Consider the following 26,385-nt stretch of genomic DNA (forward strand, 5'->3'; position numbering starts at 1 on the left):
CATGACCACCCAGGCACCGGAACCGTCGTCGCTCACCGTCGACGAGCTGGCGGCCAGGGCGGGTGTGACCGTCCGCACCGTACGGTTCTACAGCACCCGCGGCCTTTTGCCCCCTCCCGTGATCGGCCCCCGTCGCGTGGGCCACTACGGACCGGAGCACCTGTCCCGGCTCGCGCTGATCGAGGAGTTGCAGCACCAGGGAATGACCCTGTCCGCCATCGAGCGGTACCTCGACGCGCTCCCCGACGACCTGAGCGCCCACGATCTGGCGATCCACCGGGCGCTGGTGGCGACGTGGGCCCCGGACGCGGCGCTGGAGTCCTCGCTCGGGGAGCTGGAGAAGCGGGCCGGCCGGACCCTGACGGAGGGCGACCTGCGGCGGCTGACGGCGATGAACGTGCTGGCACCCACCCCGGAGGGGTTCCGGGTCGACGTCGGGCTGCTGCGGCTCGGGGTCGCGCTGCTCGACGTACCGATCGCCCACGAGACGATCCTGGCCGCGCGCCAGGTGCTGCTGGAACACGCGCGGACGGCGGCGCACCAGCTGACGGCGCTGTTCCGGGACGAGGTGTGGGGACCGTTCACGGAGGGCGAGAGCGATCCGGAGCGGGTGGAGACCATGAAGGCGCTGTCCGCGCACATGCAGCCGATGGTGGTGCAGGCCCTGGTGACCGCCTTCCAGCGCTCGCTGAAGGCGGAGCTCCGGGCCGCGTTCGTCTCGGAGGCCGGGCCCGAACGGTAGGCCGTCCCGCGCGCGGTCCCGGGGCACGCCCGCCCCGGGACCGCGCGGCGGCCGTCAGTCCTCGTACTTCTCTCCGCGTCCGGCCTTCTCCACCAGGGAGGCCGGCGGCTCGAACCGCTCGCCGTACTTCCCGGCGAGCTCCCGGGCGCGGGCGACGAATCCGGCGAGGCCGCCCTCGTAGCCGTTGATGTACTGGATGACGCCACCGGTCCAGGCCGGGAAGCCGATGCCCATGATGGAGCCGATGTTGGCGTCGGCGTACGAGGTCAGGACGCCCTCGTCGAAGCAGCGGACGGTGTCCAGCGCCTCGGAGAAGAGCATCCGCTCCTTCATGTCCCCGAACGGGATCTCATGCCCCGGCTTGGTGAAGTGCTCCCGCAGCCCCGGCCAGATCCCGGCGCGCTTGCCGCTCTCGTCGTACGCGTAGAAACCGCCCCCGCCGCTGCGCCCGGGGCGCCCGAACTCGTCGACCATCCGGTCGATGACGGTGTCGGCGGGGTGCTCGGCCCACGCCCGGCCCTCGGCCTCGAAGGCCTTGCGGGTCTCGTTGCGGATCTTGCGGGGCAGGGTGAGCGTCAGCTCGTCCATCAGGGAGAGCACCTTGGCGGGGTACCCGGCCTGTGCGGCCGCCTGCTCGATGGACGCGGGCTCGATGCCCTCGCCGACCATGGCGACGCCCTCGTTGATGAACTGGCCGATGACGCGCGAGGTGAAGAACCCGCGGGAGTCGTTGACCACGATGGGGGTCTTGCTGATCTGCCGGACGAGGTCGAAGGCGCGGGCGACGGCCTCGTCGCCGGTCCGCTCCCCCTTGATGATCTCGACGAGCGGCATCTTGTCCACGGGCGAGAAGAAGTGCAGCCCGATGAAGTCCGCGGGACGCGAAACCCCTTCCGCGAGGCCCGTGATGGGCAGCGTGGAGGTGTTGGAGCAGAGCAGCGCGTCGGGCGCGAGGAACTCCTGGATCTCCTGGAACACCTTGTGCTTGAGGGCGGTGTCCTCGAAGACGGCCTCGATGACGGCGTCGCAGCCCGCCACGTCGGCGGCCTCGGCGGTCGGGGTGATCCGGGCGAGCAGCTCGGCGCGCTTGGCCTCGGTCGTACGGCCGCGGGACAGCGCCTTGTCGAGCAGCTTCTCGGAGTACGCCTTGCCCTTGGCGGCGGCCTCGGGGGTGACGTCCTTGAGCACCACCTCGATGCCCGCGCGGGCGCAGGAGTAGGCGATGCCCGCGCCCATCATGCCCGCGCCGAGGACGGCGACCTTGGTGACCTTGCGGGGCTCCACGCCCTGCGGCCGGCTGCGGCCGGCGTTGACGGCCTGGAGGTCGAAGAAGAACGCCTGGATCATGTTCTTGGCGGTCTGCCCGGTGACCAGCTCGGTGAAGTAGCGGGCCTCGATGGTCAGCGCGGTCTCGAAGTCCACCTGCGCGCCCTCGACGGCGCAGGCCAGGATGTTGCGCGGCGCCGGGTAAGGGGCCCCGTTCAGCTGCTTCTTGAGGTTGGCCGGGAAGGCCGGGAGGTTGGCGGCGAAGCGCGGGTTGGAGGGCGTGCCGCCCGGGATCCGGTAGCCGGGGACGTCCCACGGCTGCTTCGACTCCGGGTTCGCGTCGATGAAGGCGTGCGCCTTGGCGAGCATCTCCTCGGGCGTGGCGGCCAGTTCGTGGACCAGGCCGTTGTCCAGGGCGTGCTGGGGGTTGTACTGGGTCCCCTGCAGCAGCACCTTGAGCAGCGCGTCGGCGATGCCCATCAGGCGGACGGTGCGGGTGACGCCGCCGCCGGCCGGGAGCAGGCCGAGGGTGACCTCCGGCAGGCCGATCCGGGAGCCGGGCGCGTCGAGGGCCACCCGGTGGTGGGAGGCCAGGCAGATCTCGTAACCGCCGCCGAGGGCGGCGCCGTTGATGGCGGCGACCACGGGCTTGCCGAGGGTCTCGATGCGGCGCAGCGAGCTCTTGATCTGGGTGCCGGTGTCGAAGGCCAGTTGGGCGTCCTCGGGACGCAGCCGGATCATGTCCTTGAGGTCGCCGCCCGCGAAGAAGGTCTTCTTGGCGGAGGTGAAGATGATGCCCCGGATGGAGTCCTTCTCGGCCTCGGCGCGCTCCGCGATGGCGGCGATGGAGTCCTTGAAGGCCTGGTTCATCGTGTTGGCGGACTGGTCGGGGTCGTCGAGGACCAGGGTGACGACGCCGGTCTCGTCCTGTTCCCAGCGGATCGTGGTGGACTCGCTCATGTTCGCTACTTCCGTGTCAGGGGTGGGATCAGGGATCGGAGATCAGGACGGATCAGACGCGTTCGACGATGGTGGCGACGCCCATGCCGCCGCCGACGCACAGGGTGACGAGGCCGTAGCGCTTGTCCTGGCGCTCCAGTTCGTCGACGACCGTGCCGAGGATCATCGCGCCGGTGGCGCCGAGCGGGTGGCCGAGCGCGATGGCGCCGCCGTTGACGTTGACCTTGTCCAGGGAGACGCCCATGTCCTTGACGAAGCGGAGCACGACGCCCGCGAAGGCCTCGTTGATCTCGATCAGGTCGATGTCGTCGATGGTCAGGCCGGCCTTGGCGAGGGCCTTGCGGGTGGCCGGGGCGGGGCCGGTGAGCATGATGGTGGGCTCGGAGCCGGAGACGGCCGCCGAGACGATCCGGGCGCGGGGCGCCAGCCCGTTGCGCTCGCCGGCCTCCCGGGAGCCGATCGCGACGAGCGAGGCTCCGTCGACGATGCCGGAGGAGTTGCCCGCGTGGTGGACGTGGTCGATCTTCTCGACCCAGTGGTACTTCTGCAGCGCGACGGCGTCGAAGCCGCCGAGGTCGCCGATGTCCGCGAAGGAGGGCTTGAGCCGGGCGAGGGTGTCGGCGGTGGTGCCGGGGCGGACGAACTCGTCGTGGTCCAGGACGACCAGGCCGTTGCGGTCGGTGACCGGCACGATCGACTTGGCGAAGCGGCCGTCCTTGATGGCGGCGGCGGCCCGCTCCTGGGACAGGGCCGCGTACTCGTCCACCTCGCGGCGGGAGAATCCCTCGATCGTGGCGATCAGGTCGGCGCCGATGCCCTGCGGGACGAAGTCGGTGTTCCAGCCGGTCATCGGGTCGTTGAACCAGGCTCCGCCGTCCGAGGCCATCGGGACGCGGGACATCGACTCGACGCCGCCCGCGAGGACCAGGTCCTCCCAGCCGGAGCGGACCTTCGCGGCGGCCAGGTTGACGGCTTCCAGACCGGAGGCGCAGAAGCGGTTCTCCTGGAGTCCGGCCACGGTGTCCGGGAGCCCTGCGGCGATCGCCGCGATCCGGGCGATGTCGGAGCCCTGGTCGCCGACCGGGCTGACGACGCCGAGCACGATGTCGTCGATGGTGGCGGGATCCAGCCCGGGGTTGCGCTCGCGCAGGGCGTGGATCAGGCCGACGACCAGGTCGATCGGCTTGGTGCCGTGCAGGGAGCCATTGGCCTTGCCGCGTCCGCGCGGCGTGCGGATCGCGTCGTATACGTACGCTTCGGTGCTCACTGGTCAAGCCTTTCGGGGGTGCGGAGGCGAGGTCGGGGAGGGGTGCTGCGCGGCGGTCAGGCCAGCAGGGAACGGCCGATGATCTCCTTCATGATCTCGGTCGTACCGCCGTAGATGGTCTGGATGCGGCCGTCGGTGAAGGCCCGGGCGACCCGGTACTCGGTCATGTAGCCGTAGCCGCCGTGCAGTTGCAGACAGCGGTCGGCGACCCGCTTCTGGAGTTCGGTGGCCCACCACTTCGCCATGGAGGCGTGGACGTGGTCCAGCTCCCCGTTGGAGTGGTCGGTGATGCAGCGGTCGAGGAAGGTGCGGGTGACCGCGCACTCGGTGGCCATCTCCGCGATCTCGAACCGGATGTGCTGGAGCTTGGAGAGCGGCCGTCCGAAGGCCTCGCGCTCCTTCACGTACTGCGTGGTGATCTCCAGCAGGTACTCGGCGGCGGCGATGCCCGCCATGGCGATGCCCATCCGCTCCTGCGCGAGGTTGGTCATCAGGTGGACGAAGGCGCCGTTCGGTTCGCCGAGGAGGTTCTCCTTGGGCACGCGCACGTCGTTGAAGAACAGCTCGGCGGTGTCCTGGGCCTTCTGGCCGATCTTGTCGAGGTTCCGGCCGCGCTCGAAGCCATCCGTGCCGCGCTCCACGACCAGCAGGGACATGCCGTGCGCCCCGCCCTCGGGGGTGGTCTTCGCGACCACGATCACCAGGTCGGCGAGGATGCCGTTGGAGATGAAGGTCTTGGAGCCATTGAGGACCCAGTGGTCGCCCGCGTCCTCGGCGGTGGTCCGGATGCCCTGCAGGTCGGAGCCCGCGCCCGGCTCGGTCATGGCGATGGCGGTGATGATCTCGCCGGAGCAGAAGCCGGGGAGCCAGCGGCGCTTCTGCTCCTCGGTGGCCAGGGAGGTCAGGTACGGCCCGATGATGTCGTTGTGCAGGCCGATCGCGAGCCCGGCCGCGCCCGCCCGGGTGAATTCCTCGGCGATCACCGCCGCGTACCGGAAGTCGGTGTTCCCGCCGCCGCCGTACTCCTCGGGGACGGCCAGGCCCAGCAGCCCCTGGCGGCCCGCGGCGCGCCAGGCCTCGCGGCTGACGATCCCGTCCTTCTCCCACTGCTCGTAGTGCGGCAGCACCTCCTTGCTGAGGAAGGTGCGCACGGTCTCGCGGAACGCCTCGTGGTCGGCGTCGAAGAGCCGGCGTTTCATTTCGGGGGCCTCCTAGAGCCAGTTCTTGACGGTTTCGAGGAGCCGGGCCGGCTCGGGTCCGACGGGCGTGACGTTGAGCATGGTCACTCCGGCGGCCCGGAAGGCCTCGACCCGCTCGCGCACGTAACCCTCGGGCCCGCACAGCGTGGTGAGCTCGCACAGTTCGTCCGGTACGGCGGCCGCGGCGTCGCGCTTGTGCCCGGAGAGGTAGAGATCCTGGATCCTGCGGGCCGCGTCCCCGTACCCGTAGGCGACGGCCAGGTCGTTGTAGAAGTTCTTGCCGACCGCGCCCATGCCGCCGACGTACAGGGCGATCTGCGGGCGGGCGAGGTCCCGCAGCGCCGCCGCGTCCTCGCCGATGGCCAGCAGTCCGCCCGCCACCGTCCGCAGCGGGCCGAGCCCGGGTGCGCGCAGGGCCGCGCCCGCGGCGAGCGCGCTCCCCCACACCGCGTCGGCCTTCTCCGGCACGAAGAGGGTGGGCAGCCAGCCGTCCGCGATCTCCGCCGTCATCCGTACGTTGGCGGGTCCGAGTGCGGCCACGTAGACGGGGATGTCCGCGCGGACCGGGCGGGTCAGGATCTTCAGCGGCTTGCCGTGCCGGCCGCCCTTGTCCGCCGGCAGCGGCATGTCGGTGATGCCGTGGTGGTCGATGGTCTCGCGGCGCCAGATGCGCCGGCACAGCTCGACGGTCTCGCGGGTCCGGCCGATCGGCTTGTCGTACGGCTTCCCGTGCCAGCCCTCGACCACCTGCGGGCCCGAGGCCCCCAGGCCGAGCAGGGCCCGGCCGCCGGACATCGCGTCCAGGCCCGCGGCGGTCTGGGCGATGAGCGCGGGGGTGCGCGAGTAGACGTTGAGGATGGCCGAGCCGATCTTCATCCGCTCGGTCCGGGCCGCCAGATAGCCCATGATCGTCGGGGCGTCGAAGCCCCAGGCCTCGGCCACCCACACCGCGTCGAGCCCGGCCGCCTCCAGCTCGGCGGCCGCGTCGGCGGCCCTGCGCGGGTCCCCGGCGTAGTCGAGCATCATCGAGAGCTCCATCAGCCCTCCTTGCCCAGCAGCCCCGGTACGCCCCAGTCCGCCGCCACGGACTCCGTGTGCGCACCCGGCAGCGCGGGGGCGCCCACGGCGGTGGCCGGGGTCGCGGAGAAGCGGGGCGCGGGAGCCGGCTGGGTGATCCCGGCGGCCTCCACGAAGGTGCCCCGGGCCGCGAGGTGGGGGTGGTGCGGTGCCTCGCGCAGCGAGAGCACGGGCGCCACGCAGGCGTCGGTCCCCTCGAAGACGGCCGTCCACTCCTCGCGGGTACGGGTCCTGAAGCGCTCGGCGACGGCCTCGCGGAGCTCGCCCCAGCGGGCCAGGTCCTTGCGGGCGGGGGCCCGGTCCTTGATGCCGAGGAGCTCCACGAAGGTGTCGTAGAACTGCTGCTCCAGCGCGCCGACCGCCATGTGGCCGCCGTCGGAGGTCTCGTAGGTGCCGTAGAAGGGGCAGCCGCCGTCGAGGAGGTTGGCCCCGCGGCGGTCCTGCCAGCCGCCGGCCGCGAGCATGCCGTGGATCATCGCCGTGAGGTGGGCGGTCCCGTCGACGATCGCCGCGTCGACGACCTGGCCCGTACCGCCGGGGGTGCGGGCGTGCTGGAGGGCGGCGAGGACGCCGATGACGAGGTAGAGCGAGCCGCCCGCGTAGTCCCCGACCAGGTTGGCGGGGACGGCCGGGGGCTCGTCCGGGTTGCCGATCATCCCGAGGGCGCCGGTGACGGCGATGTACGCGATGTCGTGTCCGGCGGTGTGGGCGAGCGGGCCCTCCTGGCCCCAGCCGGTCATCCGGCCGTAGACGAGCCGCGGATTGCGGGCGTGGCAGTCGGCCGGGCCGACGCCGAGCCGTTCGGCGACCCCGGGACGGAAGCCCTCGATGAGCACGTCGGCGCGCTCGACCAGGTCCAGTACGCGGGCCGGGCCGTCGGCGGACTTCAGGTCGACGAGGACGGAGCGCTTGTTCCGGTTGGTGATGTCGTAGGCCGGGTTCACCGCGAGGCCGCCACCGCCGGGCCGGTCCACGCGGACGACGTCGGCCCCCAGGTCGGCGAGGAGCATGGCGGCGAACGGGCCCGGCCCGATGCCCGCCAGTTCCACGACGCGCACGCCCGCGAGCGGGCCCCCGCCACCACCGGGCACGTTCCCTGTCACTGCCATCGAGCCCCCAGCATCCGGTGGCACCACTGCCGCCACGGTGTGACACAACTGATGTAACACCAGTGATGCTAGGAACCCGTTCCACTCAGCACAAGAGCAAGCGCTTAGGTCGGCGCGTTTCACCCTGCGATGCGCGCGTCCAGTTCCCTGACGTGCCGCTTGAGGGCGACGGTCCGGTAGCTCTCCTCCACCCACTCGCACAGCACCTCCGCGGAGGGCGCGCCCTTCTCCCCCAGCGGCACGGAGACCCAACCGGCCTTCCCCAGCCCGTATCCGGTCGGCTCCGCCCCGGGCGCGGTCATGGCGTGACCGTGCAGGGCCTCGTCCCTGAGCTTCACGGAGATCCGGGGCGGCTGCGGGCCGTCGGCGTTCCCGAGGAAGACGAAGATCTTCTTGTTGACCTTCACCACGCCGTCCTCAGGGCCCCACGGGAACTCCTCCCCGGCCTCGGGCAACCCCCGGGCGAACTCCCGGACGGACTCCCACTTGCGCACCGCAGCCCTCATTCGAACCTCCACTCGCCGCAGGTCGCACCTGCTCGCACGGACAGCCGCCGCTCACGCTAGCCTCAGCCACCACCGAAACCGTCTGGGAGGCGCCCGATGAACGCAGATGTTCGACACGAACCGCGCACCGCGGAGCGGGAGTACGACGTCGTGCTCTTCGGAGCGACCGGCTTCGTGGGGGCGCTGACCGCCGAGTACCTCGCCGCGCACGCCCCCGCGGACTGCCGGTGGGCCCTCGCCGGGCGCGACCTCGCGAAGCTGGAGCGGCTGCGCGAGCGGCTGGCCGCCGCCCACCCGCACTGCGCGGAGCTGCCGCTGCTGCGCGCGGACGCCGAGGACAGCGCGGCGATGCGCCAACTGGCCGCCGCCACCCGGGTACTGGCCACGACCGTGGGCCCGTACGTCTGGTACGGGGCCGGGCTGGTCGCCGCCTGCGCCGAGGCGGGCACCGACTACGTGGACCTCACCGGCGAGCCCGAGTTCGTGGACCGGATGTACGTCGAACACGACGCGCGGGCCCGCGAGACCGGCGCCCGGATCGTCCACGCCTGCGGCTTCGACTCGATCCCGGCCGACCTCGGGGCGTACTTCACGGTGCAGCAGCTGCCGGCCGGGGTGCCGCTGAGCGTGGACGGGTTCGTACGCTCCAACGCGATCTTCTCCGGCGGCACCCTGACCACCGCGCTCACCTCCATGGGCCGCGGCGCGCAGACCCTGGCCGCGGCCCGGGCCCGCCGGCTGCACGAGCCGCGGCTGCTGGGGCGGCGGGCCCGGGGGCCGCTGGGCGCACCGCGCTTCAGCCGCGAGACCGGGACCTGGGCGCTGCCGCTGCCCACCCTGGACGCCGGGGTCGTGGCCCGGTCCGCGGCCGCGCTGGAGCGGTACGGGCCGGACTTCCGCTACCGGCACTACGCCTCCGTGCGGCACCTGCCCGTCGCGGTGGGCGGCACCGCGGCGATCGGCGCGGCGGCGGCGCTGGCGCAGGTCCCGCCGGTGCGGCGGTGGCTGGCGGGCCACTGGGCGCCCGGGCAGGGCCCGGACGCCGAGCGGCGGGCGCGCAGCTGGTTCAGCGTGCGGTTCGTCGGCGAGGGCGGCGGGCGGCGGGTGCTGACCGAGGTCTCCGGCGGGGACCCCGGGTACGGGGAGACCGCGAAGATGGTCGCGGAGTCGGCGCTCAGCCTGGCGTACGACGCCCTGCCCGACCGCTCCGGCCAGCTGACCACCGCCGTGGCGATGGGCGACGCCCTGCTGGACCGGCTGCAGAAGGCGGGCATCCGCTTCCGGGTGGCGGCGACCACGGGCTGAGGGCCGGGCCATGGCCTGGGGCACGGCCATGGCATGGGGCGCGGCCGCCGCCTAGGCGGTGGCTTCGCGCAGGGCGCGCCGGCACAGGGAGTCGGCGTGCCGGGTGGTCTCCGGGATGCGGAAGCGGGGGCTCAGCGCGAGGGCGTGCGCGCAGGCGTTGTCCAGCGACACCCGGTGCCCCACGGACACGTACACGGGCTTGATCCCGTCCTGCGTGCGCAGCGCCCGCCCGACGACCTCGCCGTCGGGCGCGCGCAGCGGGGAGACGTCACCGCGCCGGGCGCCCGGTTCCTCGTAGGTGAAGGTGAACGGGTTCTTCGCGACGCCGATGGCGGGCAGCCCCGTGACCACCCCGAGGTGGCAGGCGAGCCCGAAGCGGCGCGGGTGGGCCAGGCCGTAGCCGTCGCAGACGACGAGACCGGGCGTGACGCTCAGCGCCTCCAGGGCGGCGAGCACCGTCGGCAGCTCGCGGAAGGCGAGCAGTCCGGGCACGTAGGGGAAGCTGACCCGGCCTACGGAGGTGGCCTCCTCCACGACCCGCAGGGTGGCCGCGTCGAGGACCACGGCCGCGGCGGCCACCAGGTCGCGCTCGTCGTCGTAGGCGACGTCCACCCCCGCTATCAGCCCCTCGCCGGGCGGGGGTCCGGTCTCGGTCAGCAGGACGCGCCCGCGCAGTTCGTCCTGTACCGCCCGGGCCTCGGCCTCGTCGGCAGGGGTCTTCGCACTCGTCATAGTGGTGCGAGAGTAGCCTGGCGATCATGTACGTCATGGAGCTCACCTACACCGCGCCCGTCGAAGCCGTCGAAGAGGAGATGCCCGCGCACATCGCCTGGCTGGACGGCTACTACGCGGCCGGCATCTTCCTGGCCTCGGGCCGCAAATTCCCGCGCGACGGGGGCGTGATCCTGGCGGCCGGCGGGGTCTCCCTCGCGGCGATCAAGAAGATCGCGTCGGAGGACCCCTTCACGGTGGCGGGGGTCTGCACCTACCGCATCACGGAGTTCATCGCGACGAGGACCTCGTCGGACCTGGCGACGGTGCGGGAGAGCCCGGTGGCCTGAGGTCGGGCGGGGGCGGGTCCGGCTCGTGCTTGGGCCTGTGGAGTGAGCGGGAACCAGCCGTACTGTGCCCGCGCCGGGAGCCGCGCACGGGGCCTGAATCCTTGCGCCCCCGTCACCCTGTGCGATCACACAGGCGGGTTCAGGCCATCCGGTGACACAGCTCACTCAATCCCGCGTGCACGGATTCACCGAATCGAGCGTCTATCCCGTTGCCGGACCCCACCCCGCAGCCCGGCACGAGATCCGCCGCAAGGGAGCGAGCCTTGATCACTGTCATCGAGCAGGCCGTGCAGGCCCGACTGGTCGCCACCGCACCGAAGGTCGACACCGTCCCCGTCACGCTCTGCTACGACCGGTCGGATCCCTTCGCCGTCCGCATGGCCTTCCCCGCGCCCGCGACCCTGGAGGGCGTCGAGGTCTCCTGGACCTTCTCGCGCGAGCTGCTGGAGGTCGGACTGGACCGCCCGTCCGGTTACGGGGACGTGCGCGTGCGCCCGTACGACGCCGACCGGACCACCGTGGAGTTCCACGCCCCCGAGGGCGTCGCGATCGTGCTGATGGTGACGGCCGAGCTGCACCGCTTCCTGGAGCGGGCCTCGACGGTCGTGCCGCCCGGTCTGGAGCACCTCTACCTCGACATGGACCAGAGCCTGGCCGAGCTGATGCGCGACTCCTGCTGACCGCTCCGTGACGGCCCGCACGGCAGCCGGCGCGGCAGCCCGCCCGCCGGCCGAGGCGTCGGCCCGCCCGGGCGGCTCCCCGTTATTCGTTTGCGGGCGCCCCCTGCCGCCCGTAGCTTCGTAGACGCCCCATCGCCGTCGAAACGGAGCAGGACATTGCTCGTCTGAGGTCCGGACACCGGTCACCGTCATCACTCACGGTCCGCTGTCCCCCCGCGTTGCACTCACCACTCACGCAACCTGGAGGCCTCCATGAGTCCTGCGCCCCCGTTCATCACCTGTTCCGCGCTGTCCTTCGACTGGCCCGACGGAACACCCGTATTCGACGGCTTCCAACTGGCCGTCGGCCCCGGCCGCACCGGCCTGATCGGCCTCAACGGCTGCGGGAAGTCCACCCTCCTCAAGCTCATCGCCGGGGAACTGACGCCACGCGAAGGCCAGTTGACGGTATCGGGCACCATCGGGCACCTCCCGCAGACCGTCACCTACGACACCGCCCTGCGGGTGGACGAGGCCCTCGGCATCCGCACCGCCCGGACCGCCCTGCACGCCATCGAGGCGGGCGAGGCGACCGAGGCGAACTTCGCGGCCGTCGGCGAGGACTGGGACGTGGAGGAGCGGGCCCTGGCCACGCTCGACCAGCTCGGGCTCGCCCGGATCGGGCTGGACCGCACCACCGGCGAACTGTCGGGCGGGGAATGCGTGCTGCTCCGGCTGGCCGCGCTGCTGCTGGCCCGTCCGGACGTCCTGCTGCTGGACGAGCCGACCAACAACCTCGACCTGCGGGCCCGGCGCCGGCTGTACGCGGCCGTCGAATCCTGGTCCGGGGTGATGCTCCTGGTCAGTCACGACCGGGAGCTGCTGGAGCGAGTGGACCAGATCGCCGACCTGCACGACGGCGAAGTCCGCTGGTACGGCGGCAACTTCACGGACTACGAGGAGATGCTCGAGGCCGAGCAGGAGGCGGCCGAGCGGATGGTCCGGGTCGCGGAGGGCGATGTACGGCGCCAGAAGCGCGAGCTGACGGAGGCTCAGGTCAAGCTGGCCCGGCGGAAGCGGTACGGCCAGAAGATGTTCGAGAACAAGCGCGAGCCGAAGATCGTCATGGGGGCCCGCAAGCGCGCGGCCCAGGAGTCGGCGGGCAAGCACCGCACCCTGCACGCCGAGAGGCTCGCGCAGGCCAGGGAGCGCCTGGACCAAGCGGCGCTGGCGGTGCGCGACGACGCCGGGATCCGGATCGAACTCCCCGCCACCCAGGTCCCACCGGGCCGCCGCGTGCTCACGCTGGGCCCCCTGTGCCTGGCCCACGGCGCCGAGGTGGCGCAGGAGTGGGAGCTGCGCGGTCCGGAACGGATCGCGCTGGTGGGCCGCAACGGCTCGGGCAAGACGACCCTGCTGCGGACGATCGCGGGGGAACTCGCCCCGCCGGCCGGCGAGTCGGTGACGCACGTGCCGACCCGGTTCCTGCCGCAGCGCCTCGACCTCCTGGACGACGACCGCTCGGTCGTGGAGAACGTGGCGCGGTTCGCCCCGCACGCGACGGACAACCTGATCCGGGCGCGGCTCGCGCACTTCCTGTTCCGGGGCGCGCGGGCGGACCGGCCGGCCGGCACCCTGTCGGGCGGCGAGCGGTTCCGGGCGGCGCTGGCGGCGCTGCTGCTCGCGGAGCCCGCTCCGCAGCTGCTCCTGCTGGACGAGCCGACGAACAACCTGGACCTGGCGAGCGCGGGCCAGCTGACCGCCGCGCTGGAGGCGTACGAGGGGGCGCTCGTGGTGGCAAGCCATGACGTGCCGTTCCTGGAATCGATCGGGATCACCCGGTGGCTGCTGCTCGACGGCGGGCTGCGGCCCACCACGGCCGAGGAGGTCCGGGAGTCGCTGTGGCACGAGTGACGCGGGCACCGGGGCGGGGCCGGGCACCGGGGACGGCCCTCAGCCCGGCGGCGGGACCGGGAGCGGCAGAGGGAGTGGCAGTAAGGCCCAGGACTTGGTGCCGCCCATCGGGGTGAGGACGGGGGTGAGCCCCCAGTCCCCGCCGCAGGCCTCCACCACCGCCGCGAGCAGCCACATCCCGCGGCTGCGCCGATGCCTGCACTCCTCGCTCCGCCCGGGCGAGGAGTGCGTCGGGTGCTGGTCGTAGACGACGATGCGCAACGCGTCGAACTGCCACCGGACTTTGAGCATCATCTCCTTGTCCGGCGTGAACCGGTAGGCACAGGCCACCAGTTCGGAGACGGCGAGGGCCGCGGTGTCGCACAGGTCGGGCAGCCCGTGCCGGGTCAGCAGGGACCGCAGGGCGCCGCGGGCACTGCCGGCGCAATGGGCGCTGCCCGGCAGACCTATGGAGTAGCTCAGCTTCTCCGCTTCCAGCGGGGCCTGCCGGAACTCGTGGACCGACCGCAGGCCACGGAGGGTGCCCGTCATCGTGCTGCTCCAAGGTGTCATCGCCGTGTGGTCATACAAGGCCCCGAGGTCGCCCCGTGTGAGACTTGCGCTACCGACCGTAGCGCAACGTGGTGCACAGTGCTACTACTTGTACGACGACTTGATGATTTCTCATGGCATTTCCGGACTTGCGGGGCACGCCCGCACGCCCCGGCCGCAGGAGAGGGGGCCACGTGCCACCGAGGAGCACACCGACCGCACGCCAGCAGCGCCTGGGTTCCGAGCTGCGCAGACTCCGCGAGCAGTCGGGAACGACGGTCCAGCAGGCCGCGGCGCTCATGGGCGTGGACCGCACCCGGATCCCGAACATCGAATCCGGCCGGATCGGCATCAGCGCCGAGCGTGTCCGCACCCTCGCCTTCAACTACGACTGTCCCGACACGGGGCTGGTCGACCTGCTCGCCTCGATGGCGCAGGAGCGGGACAAGGGGTGGTGGGAGCAGCACCGGGGAATGCTGCCGCCCGCCCTCCTGGACATCTGCGAACTGGAGCACCACTCCACCGAGTTGCACACGGCCGTGACCACGCACATACCCGGCCTGCTGCAGACCGAGGCGCACGCGCGGGCCGTCTTCGACACCGCCGACCCGCCGCTGCCGGAGCCCGATCTCCGGGCGCGGCTCGCCCTGCGGATGCACCGCCGGCAGGTGTTCGCGCGGGAGGCGCCGCCGCTGTACGAGGCGGTCGTGCACGAGGCGGCGCTGCGCATGCAGTTCGGCGGACCCAAGGTGGCGCGGGCCCAGCTCGAACACGTACTGGAGCAGTCGGAGCGGCCGCTCACGACCGTGCGGGTGATTCCGTTCACCGCCGGCGGCTTCCCCGGCGCCGGCCAGTCCTTCACGTACGCCGTTGCCGAGATCGGCGAACTGGACACCGTACAGCTCGACAGTTCGCACGGTTCGATGTTGCTGGATTCGCAGATGAAGCTGCTCCGGTACCGGGGGCTGCTGGAGCGGCTGCGCTCACTGGCGCTGCCGGCCGGCGACTCCCGCGATTTCATCCGCGCCATCGCCCGGACCCTCTGACCGGGCCGACCCGGCCGACCGGCTGACCGGCTGACTGACCACCTGACCGGATCCGACGAGGAGACGAGAGAACGACATGGGCACCACGACCTCGAACGCGACCCCACCCGTGACCCCGCCGGCGACGGCCGGGATCACCTGGGGCGAGGCCTTCTGCAGCGAGGGGGCGAACTGTTTCCGCTTCGGGCGCGACGCCGAGGGGAGGGCCTACATCGGCACCACCGGCTCAGCCGCCTACGTGACCGACTCGATCGACGCACTCCGTGCGCTGATCTCAGCCGTCAAGGCGGGAGACGCGGACCACCTGCTGGCGTGACTTTAAGCCCCTTCAAGCCACGCCGGACCCTCCTCAAACTGCATAGATAACGGGATGTAACCGGACAGGCTCCCCTGTGGGGCTTGGCTGGTCTTGATGTCGCGCTTAACCTACGACTCCGTAGGCTACGGAACCGTAGGTAATTCGCTTTGCACTCAGGAGTACCCGTGACGATCACCTCTCCCCACCTCGGCAGCTCGGAGGCGTGGACCGACGCCAAGCTGCTGTTCGCGCTGGAAGAGGTGGTCGAGAAGGAACTCAACCGCCATCTGAAGGTCACCAAGGACTGGATGCCCCACGAGTACGTCCCGTGGAGCGACGGCCGCAACTTCCCCGGCCTCTTCGAGGACGGCGAAGCCTGGGACCCGGCGCAGTCCAAGGTCACCGAGATCGGCAAGATCGCGCTCGTCGTGAACCTGCTGACCGAGGACAACCTCCCCAGCTACCACCACGAGATCGCCTCGCTTTTCGGCCGCAACGGCGCGTGGGGCACCTGGGTGCACCGCTGGACCGCGGAGGAGGGCCGCCACGGCATCGTGATGCGCGACTACCTGCTGGCCTCGCGCGCCGTGGACCCGGACAAGCTGGAAGCATTCCGGATGCAGCACATGTCGGAGGGGTTCGAGTCCGACAACCGCCACTCGATGCTGCACTCCGTGGCCTACGTGGCCTTCCAGGAGCTCGCGACCCGCATCTCGCACCGCAACACCGGCCACCAGTCCGGTGACCCGGTCTGCGACCGCATGCTGGCCCGCATCGCGCAGGACGAGAACCTGCACATGATCTTCTACCGCAACCTGCTGGGCGCGGCCTTCGAGCTCGCCCCGGACATGACGATGCAGGCCGTGCGCGACGTCGTGTGCGACTTCCGGATGCCCGGACACGGCATGCCCGGCTTCGAGCGGATGGCCGCGCAGATGGCGATCGGCGGGGTCTACAACCTGCGGATCCACCACGACGACGTCCTGAGCCCCGTGATCCGCTTCCTGAAGATCATGGACATCGACGGCCTCGGCCCGGAGGGCCAGAAGGCCCAGGAGGAGCTCGGGCTCTTCATGAACGGCCTCGACTCCGAGGCACGCAAGTTCGACGAGCGCCTGGCCGCCCGCGCGGCGCGCATCGCGGCCCGCAAGGCCTGACCGGTTTCCGCTCCCTCGGGCGGGTGACGACGATTGCCCTGGCAGAGCCCCGCTCTGCCAGGGTTTCGCGTCATGACGCCGCTCGAAGTCGAGATCGACCAGCTGACCCGCCTCACCAACGCCCTTGACACCTCCCTGGCCGCCCTGCGCGAGGCCCGGCGGGAGCTGGGACACGTGCGGGCCGACCAGCTGGGCACGGCGGACCTCGACACGGCGTGCGACGGCTTCCAGGAGAGATGGGGCCACGGCACCAAGGAGCTCGCCCGGCGGATCAAGACCGTGCGCGAGGGCGTGCGCCGCAGCGCCGCCGAGTACGCGGAACTCGAAGAGGCCGTCCGCGCGGCCTTCCGCCAGGCGGCGCCCGCTCATGACTGACTCCCCCGCCGCCCCGGGGTCTCCGGCCTCTCCCGGCTCCCCCGGCTCCCCGGCCTCTCACGGCTCCCCCGGGCTCGGCTTCGACCCGGCCCCGGGCAACCCGGCCGCGGTCCGGGCCCTGGCGAAGAAGCTCGGCTCCTCGGCGGAATCCCTCGCGGAGACCGCCCGGGTCATCGACGCCCTGGTCTCCCACAGCTCGGCCTGGCAGGGCGAGGCCGCCACCGCCTTCCGCGCCTCGCTGTCGCGGGAGCTCCCCCGCCACCTCCACGCGGCCCACACCTCCCTGGCGGAGGCGGCGCGCCGGCTGGCCGGCTGGCACGACACCCTGGTCTCCCACCGCGAGCTGGCCTCCCGGTACGAGGCCCGGGCCGCGGCGGCCACCACGGACGAGGCACTCACCGACACCCTCCGGCTGGCCCGGGAGCTGGCCTCGGACCACTCGGCGGCGGCCCGCCGCGTGGCGGGCACCCTGACCGCCACGGCGCAGCGCCTGGCGCCGAAGGAGCCGGGGGTGCTGGAATCGGCCTGGCACAAGATCGTCGCCGATCCGGCCGACGCGCTGTCGAACGCGTCGGCCGTCCTGGGGGCGGCCGGTGCGGCCCTCGCCGTCTTCTTCCCGCCGGCCGGCATGGCCGTCATGCTGGTCGCGGGCGGGCTCTCGCTGGCGGCCCTGGCCACGCACCTGGCCGACCCCGGGTTCCGGGCACCCCTGAAGGACGGCTTCACCCGGGGCAAGTTCGACGCCGCCTTCTGGAAGAACGGCGTGACGCTGCTCGGCGACGGCCTCGGCGCGGTCCCGGGCGTGGCCGCGGTCGCCTCGGGCGCGAAGGCCGGTACGGTCGCGGCCCGCGCGGCCATGGCCGTACCGGAAGCGGGCGCCCTCGCGGGGTTCTCGACGGGGGCGGGCGCGTTCGCCCGGACCGCGTGGAGCACCGCGGACGAGCTGCGCAAGGTGGAGAGCCCGCTCGCCGCGTGGGCGCTGCGGTCCTCGACGCCCGAGGTCAGGGAAGGCGTGGGCGTGGCGGTGGCGGCAACGGGAGCGGCCACGGCCGTCGCCGACTACGCCACCGAGGAGACGGCGGCCGAGCGCGCCTCCACGGCGGTGGACGGTACCCGCGTCGTCCTCGACGACGGTCCGTCCACGGTCGCCAGGTCGGCCCGCCTCTGGACGCTGGTGCAGCCGTGACGGACCCGGTCCCGCCCGTCTGGTTCCGGCTGCCGCCCGGGTTCCACGACATCGGCCCCCGTGACCGGCGCGCGCTGGAGGAGGTGGCCGAAGCCCTGGGCGGCCCCGCTGCCCGGGCGCAGCTGGGCCCACTGATGGACGCCCTCGACGAGCTCGCCGGACAGCCCGGACAGCGGCTGGTCCACACCTCGATCGGCCTCCACCCCGACGGCCCGGAGGCCGTCTCCACCTCGCTGTTCTCCCTCACCGTCCGGCCCGCCGGCGACGCGGGCCCCCGGATCGCCGTGGCCCGGGCGGCCCTCGCCGTCGCCGGCTCCCCGCTCTGGAACGGCTCGGCGCGCCGGTTCGTCGACCTGGCCTCGCACCTGCCGTGCGCCATGGTCTCCGGGTCGGTCTGCGTCCCCGGGACCGACCGGGGACTGTTCCAGGCCCGGGCCGTCACGGTGGATCCGGAGGGGCGCCACCTCCTCGTCCTCGATCTGACCAGCGCGGCCACCGAGCACGCGGACGCGTACACGAACATCCTGGAGGCGGTCACGCACACGCTCGGCTTCCACGATCCCCGCCCCCGGCCCCGCCCGGCGGGTGCCGGCGGGACCTCGCGGATCCTGGAGGTGCTGGGGTGATGCCCGCGGGATGCGGGTGGTCAGGAGCGGCGGGTGGTCAGGGGCGGCGGGAGCGCAGGGCCTGGCGTTCGGATTCGGAGAGGCCGCCCCAGACGCCGAAGCGCTCGTCGTTGGCCAGGGCGTAGTCCAGGCAGGCCTTCCGGCCCTCGCACGCCCCGCACAGCCGCTTCGCGTCGCGCAGCGAGGAGCCGGGCTCCGGGAAGAAGAACCCCGGGCCCGTCTGCGCGCAGAGGGCGAGCTCGTACCAGGCGGGTGCGGTGGTGGTGGTATGGGTTGCGGTGGTGTTCATCGACATGCCGCAGAGCCTGTCCGCAGCCGATGGACGTCCGATCAACGCCTGATCAACATCCGTTCACGGGGGCGGCTGTGCCGGGGTGGGTGCCCATTGGGTGTACGACCGTGCGTTCGATGAATTCGGTACCATGGGAGACATGGCAGACGGACGCGTGGAGCGCGGGAACCAGACGCGGCGGGCGGTCCTGGAACGGACCATGGGCGTCGCCTCGGTGGACGGCCTGGAGGGCCTGTCCCTGGGGAGGATCGCCACGGATCTGGGGCTGAGCAAGAGCGGTGTGTTCGCCCTCTTCGGCTCCAAGGAGGACCTCCAGCTCGCCACCGTGCGGGCCGCGCGGTCGGTCTTCGCCGACCAGGTCGTGCGGCCGGTACGGGACGAGCCCGCGGGCATCGCCAAGGTGTGGCGGCTGTGCGAGAGCTGGCTGCGCTACTCCGGACGCCGGGTCTTCCCCGGCGGCTGCTTCTTCTACTCCGCCGCCGCCGAGTTCGACTCGCGCCCCGGGCCCGTCCACGACGAGATCGCCGGGATCCGCGGCGAGTGGACCCGTTACATCGAGCGGCTGCTGGACGAGGCCCGACTGGCGGGCGGGTTCCGCGAGCCCGCCGGCTCCGTGGACGTGCGGCAGCTCGCCTTCGAGATCTCGGCGATGATGGAGCTGGCCAACGCGCACTCCGTGCTGCACGAGGAGACCACGGCCTACGACCGGGCCGCCAGCGGCATCCTCTCCCGGCTGCGCGCGGCGGCGGCCGCCCCGGAAGAACTCCCGGAGCGGCCGCCCGTACTCGAATTCCCGGTCTCCGGCTTCTCCGCCGTCAACGCACCCGCCGTCAGTCTCCCGGCCGCGTCCGACCGCTGAGCCGCATCGTGCAGCCCGCGGCCGCCGCGCCCAGCGAGGTGAGCGCGATCAGCAGGAAGACCCCGCGCCAGTGCTCACCGGCCCCGGCGCCGGCGCCGGTGAGCAGGGCCGCCGTACCGGCGACGCCCAGTGCGCCGCCGAGCTGGCGGGCCGTCATCAGCAGTCCGGTGCCCGCCGCGAAGCGCTGCGGCGGGAGACCGGCCGAGGCCGTCGTGGAGAGCGCGGTCACGACGGTGCCGATGCCGAGGCCGCCGAGCAGTCCGGCGGGCAGGAAGATCTGGGCGTACGAGGCCGAGTCGTCGACCCAGCCCCACAGCAGCAGGGCGTTGGCGGCGAAGAACAGCGAGCCGACGGTGACGGCCGCCCATTGGAAGCGGGCCGGGACCCGGCGGCCGACGACGAGCGCGCCGGCCATGGCGAGGACCGCGCCCGGTGTGACGCCGAAGCCCGCTTGCAGGACCGAGTAGTTCCAGCGGCCGATGAGGTAGGACGGGCCGCTCAGCAGCCACGCGTACATGGCGGCGCCGAAGAGCACGGCGCCGATGTTGGCCCGGGCGAAGAGCGGGTCGCGCCACAGGTCCCGGTCGACCGCCGGGGCGGGATGGCTGCGCGAGCGGTGCAGGGCGAGGGCGCCCGCCAGAGCGCCGCCGAGGACCAGGGCGAGCACCTTCGGGTCGGTCCAGCCCCAGTCGGCGCCCTGGGAGAGCCCGGCCACCACTCCCCCGATGCCGAAGGCGAGCGCGGCCGTACCGACGGGGTCGGGGAGCCGGCGGCCGGTGCGCGGCTCCCGGGGGACGACGCGGGCCGCGGCCCAGGCGACCGCCAGGCCGAGCGGGACGTTGACGAGGAAGATCGCGCGCCAGTCCCACCACTCGACGAGCAGTCCGCCGATGCTGGGCCCGACGGCCGCCGCGAGGCCGCCCGCCGCCGACCACGCGCCGAGGGCCGCGGCCCTGCGGGCGGGCGGGGTGTGGGTGAGTACGAGGCCCAGTGCCGCCGGGATCATCCCGGCGGCGGCCGCTCCCTGGAGGGCACGGGCCAGGATCAGCAGGTCGGCGCTGGGAGCCGCGCTGGCCGCGAGCGAGGTCAGGGTGAAGGCGAGGGTGGAGCCGAGGAAGAGGGCGCGGCGGCCCAGGGTGTCCGCGAGGCGGCCGGCCGCGGCGAGCAGGGCGGCGAACAGTACGGCGTAGGCGCTGACGACCCAGGTCAGACGGGCCAGTGACACCTCCGGGAAGGCCCTGCGCAGGTCGGGGAAGGCGACGTTGACGACGGTGGCGTCGAGGAAGGCCAGGAAGGTGACGGCACTGGCCAGCCCGAGAACCCGCCCGGCACCGGGGCCGGCGGCGGGGGTGCGGGCAGGCGGGGAGGTGGGCAGGTCGGAACCCGCGCCTGCGCCCACGTCGCCCCGGGCGGAGGCGGGTTCGGGCCGGACGCCGGTCATCGCGCCGCCCCCGAAACCACGGCCGGATCCGAGGAGGGCGCGGCGGTGGCGGACGGCGCACCGGTGGCGGCCGGGGCCGGGCCGAGGAACGCGACGGCGGCCTCGATGATCTCCGGGGCGGCCAGGATGCGGCGGTGGCCGAGTCCGCGGGTCTCGATCAGCCGGGCCCGCTCCCCGTAGGCCGCCGCGATCGCCCGGGACTGGCTGGGGGGCGAGGTGTCGTCGTCGGCGTCGTGCACGAGCAGGATCTCCGAGGGGACCTCCTCGGGGTGGTGGCAGACGTCGAACCGGGGCCAGACACCGGGCTCGTCCGGGAAGAGGCGGCGCTGGACATGGCCGCGCATGGCGTCCTCGACGGCCCGGTTCACCCCTGCCAGGCCGCGGAACCGCTCGGCGAGGTAGTCGAAGTCGGCGATGGCTCCGATGCCGACGATCCGTTCTGCCCGGAGCCCGTCCCGCAGGGAGAAGAAGGTGGACAGCACCCCGAAGGAGTGGGCCACCACGTCCGAGAAGCCCCCGTGCAGGGCGTGCAGTCGGCGGATGATCTCGCGCTGGCGAAGGATGGTGGTGGCCCGCCCCCCGGACTCGCCGTGGCCGGGTGCGTCGAAGGAGACGACGGTCCGCCCCTGGGCGCGCAGTGCCTCGACGAAGCCCGCGAAGCGCGAGGCGCGCGAGCTCCAGCCGTGCACGATGAGGACGGGGCGCCCGCCGTCGCCCCAGCGGTACGTGGTCACGGGTATCCCGTCCACGACGAGCCGGCCGGTCACGGCCCGGGCCATGACCTCCGCTTCGCCCGGCCGCACCTTCGGCCGCCCGAGCGGCCGCACGAACAGCGCGAACGCCACCCGCCCGACCGGGCCCGGGGCCAACCGGGCCGTGAGGTTGAGGGTCGTGCTCAGGAGTGAAGCCATGGGGTGCATGCCCGGTTCTCCGGATCTCCTCAGAGTGGCCAGCTTGCTGGCATGATCAGAACAATGAGAAGACATTAGCACGACCGTTCGTGTTCTTTCAGGCGGTCTGCGGTGCGAACAGCGCCTGGATGGTGTCGGCGGCCAGATCGCGCAGCCACGTGTGGGCGCGATCGTTGTCGTAGCGCCGATGCCACAGCAGGTACAGGGGGACGCCGGGCAACTGGAGGGGCGGCTGCAGCGCGACCAGGCCGAGTCGGTCCCGGGCCGCGCGGGTGACCGCGTCCGGGAGGGTGACGACTAGGTCGGTGTCGAGCGCGAGTTGCAGGGCGAAGGCGGCGGTGGGCCCGGCGGCGACGACGCGTCGCTCGAGGCCGCGTGTGGCCAGGGCGTCGTCGATCGGGTCGCGCAGGCTTCCGCGCCGGGAGACGGTCAGGTGTTCGGCGGCCGCGTAGCGCTCGGGGCTCAGCGGGGCTTCGGTGAGCGGGTGGCCCGGCCGGACGGCGAGGATCAGCCGGTCCGTGCCGACGAGGCGGTGGCGGATGTCGGGCAGCGTCGGAATGCCGGAGCTCGATTCGAGGTCGACCTCACCACGGCGCAGTTCGGCGTCGTCGGTCCCGGGCTCGGCCGACAGGCGCAGCCGGACTCCGGGGGCCTCGCCGTGGACGGCGGTGATCAGGGCGGTGCCGCAGGCGGCGGTCAGGGCGTCGTGCCAGCGCACGGTGAACACCCGGTCCAGAGCCGCCAGGTCGAGTTCCTGCTGCGCGGAGAGAAGCTGGTGGGCCTGCTGCACGAGGGCGTGGACCTGGGAGCGCATGGCCAGCGCGCGGGTGGTGGGGACCATGCTGCGGCCGGTGCGGACCAGGATCTGGTCACCGGTGGCCTTGCGGATGCGGCCCAGGGAGCGGCTCATCGCCGGTGCGGTGACGTGGAGGCGGGCTGCCGCGCCGGCGACACTGCCCTCTTCCAGCAGGGCGTCCAGGGCCGTGAGCAGATTCAGATCCAGTTGCATGGCAGTAACTCTACAAGTGACAAGCATGCACTTGTTGTTAACGATCGGGGCGGCCTACCTTCGAAGTGCGGGGGCGAGACGACCGCCCCGCTTCCACCGATCACCCAGGGAGCCCACCATGAGCACAGCCATGCCTTTCGACGCTGACGCGACGCTCCTGTCCGACGTGACCGCCGCAGTGAAGGCCGCCGGCGCGACGCTGCGCGACCGCTACACCCCGCACGCGAGGGGCGTCGGTCTGGACGAGATCGTCGGCGAGATCCACGCGAACGACGACGCGGTGCTGGACGTGCTGCGGGAACCGCTGCTGCGGGCCCGGCAAGGGTCGCGGTGGGCCGAGGACGAGCTGGCCGGCGGCGCGCTCCCGGCCGGTGAATGGTGGGTCGTCGACCCCGCCGAGGGGAACATCAACCACGTCCACGGCATGGACGACTGGGCCGTCACCGCCACCCTGGTCCGCGACAACCGGCCGGTACTCACCGTCGTCCACCTGCCGCTGACCGGCGACACCTACACCGCGGTCGCCGGCGGCGGTGCCCGCCTCAACGGCCGCCCGCTGAAGGTGTCCGCCAAGACCGACCTGGGCGCCGCGCTCATCGGCACCGGCCAGGCGAAGCCCGGCGAGGACGAGCGCACCTTCCGGCGGATCGGCGACTCCGTCACCGCCATGCTGGTCAACGGCCTGGTCGTGCGCGTGTCCGTGCCCGCCACGATGCAGCTCATCCACGTCGCCGCCGGCCGCATGGACGCGTTCTGGCAGTTCTCCGACGTCCGCTCCGGCCTGGTCGCCGGCGCCCTGCTGGTCTCCGAAGCCGGAGGCACCGTCACCGACCTGGCGGGCGAACCCTGGAACACCGGCAGCCGCGACTTCCTGGCCGCCGCCCCCGGCATCCACGCCACCGCCCTCAAGGTCCTGGCCCCGATCGTCTGACCGGGCGCCTCCGCTCTTCCCGTCCGCCACCACAAGGAGCATCACCCCATGACCAGCATCGGCATCCTGGGCGCAGGCCGCGTCGGCACCAACCTCGCCGGCAAGCTCTCCGCCGCCGGACACCACGTCACCCTCGGCAGCCGGAACCCCGAAGACGCCGCCACCCGCACCATGGGGCCCGCCCCGCGGATCGCCTTCGCCGACCAGCGCACCACCGCCCGCACCACGGACATCGTGATCAACGCGACGCCCGGCGACAGCTCCCTGGAGCGCCTCACGGAACTGCGCACCGAACTCGCCGGCAAGATCCTCATCGACGTCTCCAATGCCGCCCGCGACGCCGCTGACGGCCTGCCGGACGACCTGTGCTACCCCGGCAGCAGCCTCGCCGAGAAGCTCCAGGCCGCGCTCCCCGACACCCGTGTGGTCAAGACCCTCAACACCATGCTCTTCATGGTCATGACCGCCCCCGAAACCCTGGCCACCCCGCCGACCGCCTACCTCTCGGGCGACGACGAGAACGCGAAGGAGACCGTCACCGGCCTGCTCGGCGACCTGGGCTGGCATCCCGAACGGATCGAGAACCTGGGCGACATCACCACGGCCCGCGCTACCGAGGCCATGATCCTGATCGTGCCGCACATCCTGCGCCGCCACGGCTTCAAGCCCTTCGCCGTCTCCCTCGCCCGCTGACCGGTCGGGATCAGTCGGGATCAGGGGGGATCAGGGGGGATCAGTGGGCCCACGGCAGTCGTACGGCCCCGACCTCCGTGTCGTCGAGGAGGGCCCCGCCGAGCGGGGCGGGGCCGGTTGCTTGAGAGCGGTGGGCACTTCCTGGTCTTCGAGGGGGTGCCAGGTGTTGCCGGCCTGGGCCGTGAGCAAGATCAGGGCCGCCAGGAAGGCGAGGGAGGCCAGCACGAAGGCACCCCCCACGACGTCGGGGTCGGTGGGGGCGGAGCGGCGCAGGAGGAGGAAGACGTGGACGGCGGGGGCCGCCGCGCCGAGGCCGTAGGACCAGAGGGCCACGTCCCTGCTCGTGGTGCTCAAGTGGTGGCGGGTGGCCGGGGCGTGGGCGAAGAGTTCGTTCAGATGGGTCCGGACGGCGGCCTGGAATCCGTGGTCGCGGCCGATGTCGCCGAGGCGTGGGAGGCCGTGGACGGCCCGGTACCGGCCGATGACGCGGAACGCGGCCGCGGTGACCGGGTGGGCGGGCTCGGTCGCGGTCTCCGCCAACTCCATGCCGTGCTCGTCGAGCAGGCCTTCCTCACGCATCAGGCGGACGGCCACTTCGGCCGCGCGGTGGGAGTTGCGCTCCAGTCGGTCGGGTTGGTGGCCGGCCGAGCACAACGGTTCGGCAGCGCTGAGAAGTTCAGCGTGATAGGCGTCGAGACCCGGCCAGGCCCGCACCTGCCGGACCATCCGGGCCTCCACCGACCGGCGCCACAGCCGGTCCAGCCCCAGGGCGAGGTTCACACCGGCCAGCGAGACCAGACAGGTCATCAGCATTCCCATGGAGCCGACGATCGACGACGAGCTGCCCGGCTCGCAAGGCCCGGGTGGCTGCCGGCGCCCCTACGGCCGGGGGTGTCCGGCGGCGGCGCTGTCGGCGAGGATCGCGGAGCGGGCGTTGAGCGCGGCCTTCAGCAGGGTCTCGTCCAGCATCATCTCTCCGTCCCGCGTGGAGGCCAGAGTGGGGATGCGCGTACGCCGTTCGATCATCGCCGTCACGGCCGGCAGCGCGGGCAGGGCTTGTCCGCCCATCCCGGCGAGCCCTTCGAGGTAGAACTCGCCGATCGCGTAGTCGTCCAGGTACGGGGTCATGAGACCGAGGAGCCGCGGCAGGGCCGGGGGGCCCGCGTGCCGGAGCCAGAGCGGGGCGCACACGCCCTGCGTGTGGCCCGGCCGTTCGAAGGTGAGGCCGTACAGCTGCGCGGCCTGCCGGAAGGTCAGCGGACCCGCGTCCAGCAGGGCCCCGAAGATCTGCGGGGCGCCACGGAGCCTGGACAGCCCCATGGCCTTGGCCGCCAGGAGTTCGGCGGCGGACGCCGCGTCGTACACGGTGGTACCGCGGCCCCGGCCCCTCGGCCTCGGGGCGGGGGTGAAACCGATCCGGGCCAGCAGGTCGCCGTGCGCGCTCACCGCCAGATCCGACACCGAAGCCGTGGTGAGGGCCTCGTCCATGGCGCGGCTGGTGTCCCGGCCGCGGTACCGGACGAACAGGGGCAGCAACTCCACCGCGGCCGCCCGCCAGGTCTGGCACGCCGCACGGCCGAGTCCGGCGCCGAGGTCCCGGGTCGCGGGGTCGGCCAGCAGGCGTCCCACGATGCCGTACGTGTCCTGCTCGCGGCCCAGCTCCGACAGCACCCGCTCCCAGCGTTCCCCGGCGTCCGCGAGGTGGCGCGCGGCTTCCCCGGCGTCCTGGAACAGCGCCGCGTCGAGCTCCGGACGGCATGGGGCAGGGGCCGTCCGCAGCGTCTCCAGACAGGCCAGGAAGCGCGCGGCCCGGTCTGCGGGCCCGGCCCGGTCGGGCCGCTTCACGGTGCGGGGCGGTGGTCGCTCTCGCACGCGGAGGATGAGGACGCGGTCATGCGGCCGATCATGTCACGGCCCGTGGACCCGCGCCCCCGCCTTTCCGTCTCCGAGCGGCCGGCCGTCGTC

Annotated in this window: 28 protein-coding genes; 14 read left to right on the forward strand and 14 right to left on the reverse strand. The window is 72.7% G+C overall.

Annotated features, from left to right (window positions below; genetic code table 11):
- Position 1 precedes the first annotated feature (1 nt).
- The gene (locus tag OG904_RS03025) at positions 2-742 is read left to right on the forward strand and encodes a MerR family transcriptional regulator (RefSeq protein WP_405487073.1); all 741 of its coding nucleotides are present in this window, start codon (positions 2-4) and stop codon (positions 740-742) included.
- A 54-nt stretch (positions 743-796) separates the two neighbouring features.
- Here the strand turns inward: OG904_RS03025 and OG904_RS03030 are convergent, their stop codons facing one another.
- The 6 genes from OG904_RS03030 to OG904_RS03055 form a co-directional block, all read right to left on the reverse strand.
- Positions 797-2,968, reverse strand: coding sequence for a 3-hydroxyacyl-CoA dehydrogenase NAD-binding domain-containing protein (locus OG904_RS03030; RefSeq protein ID WP_405487075.1), 2,172 nt, complete (start codon positions 2,966-2,968; stop codon positions 797-799).
- A gap of 52 nt (positions 2,969-3,020) precedes the next feature.
- Positions 3,021-4,235, reverse strand: a complete 1,215-nt coding sequence (locus OG904_RS03035; RefSeq protein WP_405487076.1) for an acetyl-CoA C-acetyltransferase — start codon at positions 4,233-4,235, stop codon at positions 3,021-3,023.
- Positions 4,236-4,291: 56 nt separating this feature from the next.
- Positions 4,292-5,434, reverse strand: a complete 1,143-nt coding sequence (locus OG904_RS03040) for an acyl-CoA dehydrogenase family protein (RefSeq protein WP_405487078.1) — start codon at positions 5,432-5,434, stop codon at positions 4,292-4,294.
- Positions 5,435-5,446: 12 nt separating this feature from the next.
- The gene (locus OG904_RS03045) at positions 5,447-6,472 is read right to left on the reverse strand and encodes an LLM class F420-dependent oxidoreductase (RefSeq protein WP_405487080.1); all 1,026 of its coding nucleotides are present in this window, start codon (positions 6,470-6,472) and stop codon (positions 5,447-5,449) included.
- Positions 6,472-7,620, reverse strand: coding sequence for a CaiB/BaiF CoA transferase family protein (locus OG904_RS03050; RefSeq protein ID WP_405487082.1), 1,149 nt, complete (start codon positions 7,618-7,620; stop codon positions 6,472-6,474). The genes OG904_RS03045 and OG904_RS03050 overlap by 1 nt, the downstream gene beginning before the upstream one ends.
- 119 nt (positions 7,621-7,739) lie before the next feature.
- On the reverse strand, positions 7,740-8,126 hold the full coding sequence (locus tag OG904_RS03055; protein ID WP_405487084.1) for an MmcQ/YjbR family DNA-binding protein: 387 nt from the start codon (positions 8,124-8,126) through the stop codon (positions 7,740-7,742).
- 96 nt (positions 8,127-8,222) lie between these two features.
- On the opposite strand from OG904_RS03055, the gene OG904_RS03060 reads away from it, so the two are divergent.
- Positions 8,223-9,431, forward strand: coding sequence for a saccharopine dehydrogenase family protein (locus OG904_RS03060; protein ID WP_405487086.1), 1,209 nt, complete (start codon positions 8,223-8,225; stop codon positions 9,429-9,431).
- Positions 9,432-9,482: 51 nt separating this feature from the next.
- Here the strand turns inward: OG904_RS03060 and OG904_RS03065 are convergent, their stop codons facing one another.
- Positions 9,483-10,163: an endonuclease V gene (locus tag OG904_RS03065; RefSeq protein ID WP_405487088.1), complete on the reverse strand. Its 681-nt coding sequence runs from the start codon at positions 10,161-10,163 to the stop codon at positions 9,483-9,485.
- A gap of 26 nt (positions 10,164-10,189) precedes the next feature.
- On the opposite strand from OG904_RS03065, the gene OG904_RS03070 reads away from it, so the two are divergent.
- The 3 genes from OG904_RS03070 to OG904_RS03080 all read left to right on the forward strand — a co-directional run bounded on the left by OG904_RS03070 (position 10,190) and on the right by OG904_RS03080 (position 13,065).
- Entirely contained in the window at positions 10,190-10,492 is a 303-nt protein-coding gene (locus OG904_RS03070; protein ID WP_405487090.1) for a YciI family protein, read from the forward strand.
- Positions 10,493-10,755: 263 nt separating this feature from the next.
- The gene (locus OG904_RS03075) at positions 10,756-11,172 is read left to right on the forward strand and encodes an SsgA family sporulation/cell division regulator (protein WP_405487092.1); all 417 of its coding nucleotides are present in this window, start codon (positions 10,756-10,758) and stop codon (positions 11,170-11,172) included.
- A gap of 252 nt (positions 11,173-11,424) precedes the next feature.
- On the forward strand, positions 11,425-13,065 hold the full coding sequence (locus OG904_RS03080) for an ABC-F family ATP-binding cassette domain-containing protein (RefSeq protein WP_405487094.1): 1,641 nt from the start codon (positions 11,425-11,427) through the stop codon (positions 13,063-13,065).
- A gap of 39 nt (positions 13,066-13,104) precedes the next feature.
- Here the strand turns inward: OG904_RS03080 and OG904_RS03085 are convergent, their stop codons facing one another.
- On the reverse strand, positions 13,105-13,596 hold the full coding sequence (locus OG904_RS03085; protein WP_405487096.1) for an ATP-binding protein: 492 nt from the start codon (positions 13,594-13,596) through the stop codon (positions 13,105-13,107).
- A 194-nt stretch (positions 13,597-13,790) separates the two neighbouring features.
- Here OG904_RS03085 and OG904_RS03090 point away from each other — a divergent pair, with 194 nt between their 5' ends.
- The 6 genes from OG904_RS03090 (at position 13,791) to OG904_RS03115 (ending at position 18,284) form a co-directional block, all read left to right on the forward strand.
- A complete protein-coding gene (locus OG904_RS03090; RefSeq protein ID WP_405487098.1) occupies positions 13,791-14,642 on the forward strand; it encodes a helix-turn-helix domain-containing protein in 852 nt (283 codons plus the stop codon).
- A gap of 76 nt (positions 14,643-14,718) precedes the next feature.
- Entirely contained in the window at positions 14,719-14,958 is a 240-nt protein-coding gene (locus tag OG904_RS03095) for a hypothetical protein (protein ID WP_405487100.1), read from the forward strand.
- A gap of 167 nt (positions 14,959-15,125) precedes the next feature.
- A complete protein-coding gene (locus OG904_RS03100; RefSeq protein WP_405487102.1) occupies positions 15,126-16,097 on the forward strand; it encodes an acyl-ACP desaturase in 972 nt (323 codons plus the stop codon).
- Positions 16,098-16,169: 72 nt separating this feature from the next.
- Positions 16,170-16,472: a hypothetical protein gene (locus OG904_RS03105; RefSeq protein WP_405487104.1), complete on the forward strand. Its 303-nt coding sequence runs from the start codon at positions 16,170-16,172 to the stop codon at positions 16,470-16,472.
- Positions 16,465-17,658 (forward strand): hypothetical protein, encoded by a 1,194-nt coding sequence (locus OG904_RS03110; protein WP_405487106.1) that lies wholly within the window; start codon positions 16,465-16,467, stop codon positions 17,656-17,658. Before OG904_RS03105 ends, OG904_RS03110 begins: the two co-directional genes overlap by 8 nt.
- Positions 17,655-18,284: a hypothetical protein gene (locus OG904_RS03115; protein ID WP_405487108.1), complete on the forward strand. Its 630-nt coding sequence runs from the start codon at positions 17,655-17,657 to the stop codon at positions 18,282-18,284. Before OG904_RS03110 ends, OG904_RS03115 begins: the two co-directional genes overlap by 4 nt.
- A 37-nt stretch (positions 18,285-18,321) precedes the next feature.
- On the opposite strand, the gene OG904_RS03120 is transcribed toward OG904_RS03115, so the two are convergent.
- Positions 18,322-18,579: a WhiB family transcriptional regulator gene (locus tag OG904_RS03120; protein WP_405487110.1), complete on the reverse strand. Its 258-nt coding sequence runs from the start codon at positions 18,577-18,579 to the stop codon at positions 18,322-18,324.
- A gap of 127 nt (positions 18,580-18,706) precedes the next feature.
- Between OG904_RS03120 and OG904_RS03125 the strand changes: the two genes are divergently transcribed.
- Entirely contained in the window at positions 18,707-19,435 is a 729-nt protein-coding gene (locus OG904_RS03125) for a TetR/AcrR family transcriptional regulator (RefSeq protein WP_405487112.1), read from the forward strand.
- Here OG904_RS03125 and OG904_RS03130 read toward each other — a convergent pair.
- The 3 genes from OG904_RS03130 to OG904_RS03140 all read right to left on the reverse strand — a co-directional run bounded on the left by OG904_RS03130 (position 19,407) and on the right by OG904_RS03140 (position 22,796).
- Positions 19,407-20,876 (reverse strand): MFS transporter, encoded by a 1,470-nt coding sequence (locus OG904_RS03130; protein WP_405487114.1) that lies wholly within the window; start codon positions 20,874-20,876, stop codon positions 19,407-19,409. The two genes, OG904_RS03125 and OG904_RS03130, sit on opposite strands and share 29 nt — an antisense overlap.
- Entirely contained in the window at positions 20,873-21,787 is a 915-nt protein-coding gene (locus OG904_RS03135; RefSeq protein WP_405487116.1) for an alpha/beta fold hydrolase, read from the reverse strand. The genes OG904_RS03130 and OG904_RS03135 overlap by 4 nt, the downstream gene beginning before the upstream one ends.
- 97 nt (positions 21,788-21,884) lie before the next feature.
- Positions 21,885-22,796: a LysR family transcriptional regulator gene (locus tag OG904_RS03140; RefSeq protein ID WP_405487118.1), complete on the reverse strand. Its 912-nt coding sequence runs from the start codon at positions 22,794-22,796 to the stop codon at positions 21,885-21,887.
- Positions 22,797-22,914: 118 nt separating this feature from the next.
- Here OG904_RS03140 and OG904_RS03145 point away from each other — a divergent pair, with 118 nt between their 5' ends.
- The gene (locus tag OG904_RS03145; RefSeq protein WP_405487120.1) at positions 22,915-23,727 is read left to right on the forward strand and encodes an inositol monophosphatase family protein; all 813 of its coding nucleotides are present in this window, start codon (positions 22,915-22,917) and stop codon (positions 23,725-23,727) included.
- A 48-nt stretch (positions 23,728-23,775) separates the two neighbouring features.
- Complete coding sequence (locus OG904_RS03150) at positions 23,776-24,420, forward strand: NADPH-dependent F420 reductase (protein ID WP_405487122.1); 645 nt, start codon at positions 23,776-23,778, stop codon at positions 24,418-24,420.
- 30 nt (positions 24,421-24,450) lie between these two features.
- On the opposite strand, the gene OG904_RS03155 is transcribed toward OG904_RS03150, so the two are convergent.
- The gene (locus tag OG904_RS03155; protein WP_405487124.1) at positions 24,451-25,239 is read right to left on the reverse strand and encodes a hypothetical protein; all 789 of its coding nucleotides are present in this window, start codon (positions 25,237-25,239) and stop codon (positions 24,451-24,453) included.
- 60 nt (positions 25,240-25,299) lie between these two features.
- Complete coding sequence (locus OG904_RS03160; RefSeq protein WP_405487126.1) at positions 25,300-26,292, reverse strand: hypothetical protein; 993 nt, start codon at positions 26,290-26,292, stop codon at positions 25,300-25,302.
- Positions 26,293-26,385: the final 93 nt, after the last annotated feature.

It is taken from the genome of Streptomyces sp. NBC_00096, assembly GCF_045041305.1.
In the GTDB taxonomy this organism is placed as follows: Bacteria; Actinomycetota; Actinomycetes; order Streptomycetales; family Streptomycetaceae; genus Streptomyces.

Bases quoted from the DNA above. Each gene is read 5' to 3' on its own strand.
- OG904_RS03025 (WP_405487073.1), top strand. From the start codon at position 2: ATGACCACCCAGGCACCGGAACCGTCGTCGCTCACCGTCGACGAGCTG.
- OG904_RS03030 (WP_405487075.1), bottom strand. From the start codon at position 2,968: ATGAGCGAGTCCACCACGATCCGCTGGGAACAGGACGAGACCGGCGTC.
- OG904_RS03040 (WP_405487078.1), bottom strand. From the start codon at position 5,434: ATGAAACGCCGGCTCTTCGACGCCGACCACGAGGCGTTCCGCGAGACC.
- OG904_RS03045 (WP_405487080.1), bottom strand. From the start codon at position 6,472: ATGGAGCTCTCGATGATGCTCGACTACGCCGGGGACCCGCGCAGGGCC.
- OG904_RS03050 (WP_405487082.1), bottom strand. From the start codon at position 7,620: ATGGCAGTGACAGGGAACGTGCCCGGTGGTGGCGGGGGCCCGCTCGCG.
- OG904_RS03055 (WP_405487084.1), bottom strand. From the start codon at position 8,126: ATGAGGGCTGCGGTGCGCAAGTGGGAGTCCGTCCGGGAGTTCGCCCGG.
- OG904_RS03060 (WP_405487086.1), top strand. From the start codon at position 8,223: ATGAACGCAGATGTTCGACACGAACCGCGCACCGCGGAGCGGGAGTAC.
- OG904_RS03065 (WP_405487088.1), bottom strand. From the start codon at position 10,163: ATGACGAGTGCGAAGACCCCTGCCGACGAGGCCGAGGCCCGGGCGGTA.
- OG904_RS03070 (WP_405487090.1), top strand. From the start codon at position 10,190: ATGTACGTCATGGAGCTCACCTACACCGCGCCCGTCGAAGCCGTCGAA.
- OG904_RS03080 (WP_405487094.1), top strand. From the start codon at position 11,425: ATGAGTCCTGCGCCCCCGTTCATCACCTGTTCCGCGCTGTCCTTCGAC.
- OG904_RS03085 (WP_405487096.1), bottom strand. From the start codon at position 13,596: ATGACGGGCACCCTCCGTGGCCTGCGGTCGGTCCACGAGTTCCGGCAG.
- OG904_RS03095 (WP_405487100.1), top strand. From the start codon at position 14,719: ATGGGCACCACGACCTCGAACGCGACCCCACCCGTGACCCCGCCGGCG.
- OG904_RS03105 (WP_405487104.1), top strand. From the start codon at position 16,170: ATGACGCCGCTCGAAGTCGAGATCGACCAGCTGACCCGCCTCACCAAC.
- OG904_RS03110 (WP_405487106.1), top strand. From the start codon at position 16,465: ATGACTGACTCCCCCGCCGCCCCGGGGTCTCCGGCCTCTCCCGGCTCC.
- OG904_RS03120 (WP_405487110.1), bottom strand. From the start codon at position 18,579: ATGTCGATGAACACCACCGCAACCCATACCACCACCACCGCACCCGCC.
- OG904_RS03125 (WP_405487112.1), top strand. From the start codon at position 18,707: ATGGGAGACATGGCAGACGGACGCGTGGAGCGCGGGAACCAGACGCGG.
- OG904_RS03130 (WP_405487114.1), bottom strand. From the start codon at position 20,876: ATGACCGGCGTCCGGCCCGAACCCGCCTCCGCCCGGGGCGACGTGGGC.
- OG904_RS03135 (WP_405487116.1), bottom strand. From the start codon at position 21,787: ATGGCTTCACTCCTGAGCACGACCCTCAACCTCACGGCCCGGTTGGCC.
- OG904_RS03140 (WP_405487118.1), bottom strand. From the start codon at position 22,796: ATGCAACTGGATCTGAATCTGCTCACGGCCCTGGACGCCCTGCTGGAA.
- OG904_RS03145 (WP_405487120.1), top strand. From the start codon at position 22,915: ATGAGCACAGCCATGCCTTTCGACGCTGACGCGACGCTCCTGTCCGAC.
- OG904_RS03150 (WP_405487122.1), top strand. From the start codon at position 23,776: ATGACCAGCATCGGCATCCTGGGCGCAGGCCGCGTCGGCACCAACCTC.
- OG904_RS03155 (WP_405487124.1), bottom strand. From the start codon at position 25,239: ATGGGAATGCTGATGACCTGTCTGGTCTCGCTGGCCGGTGTGAACCTC.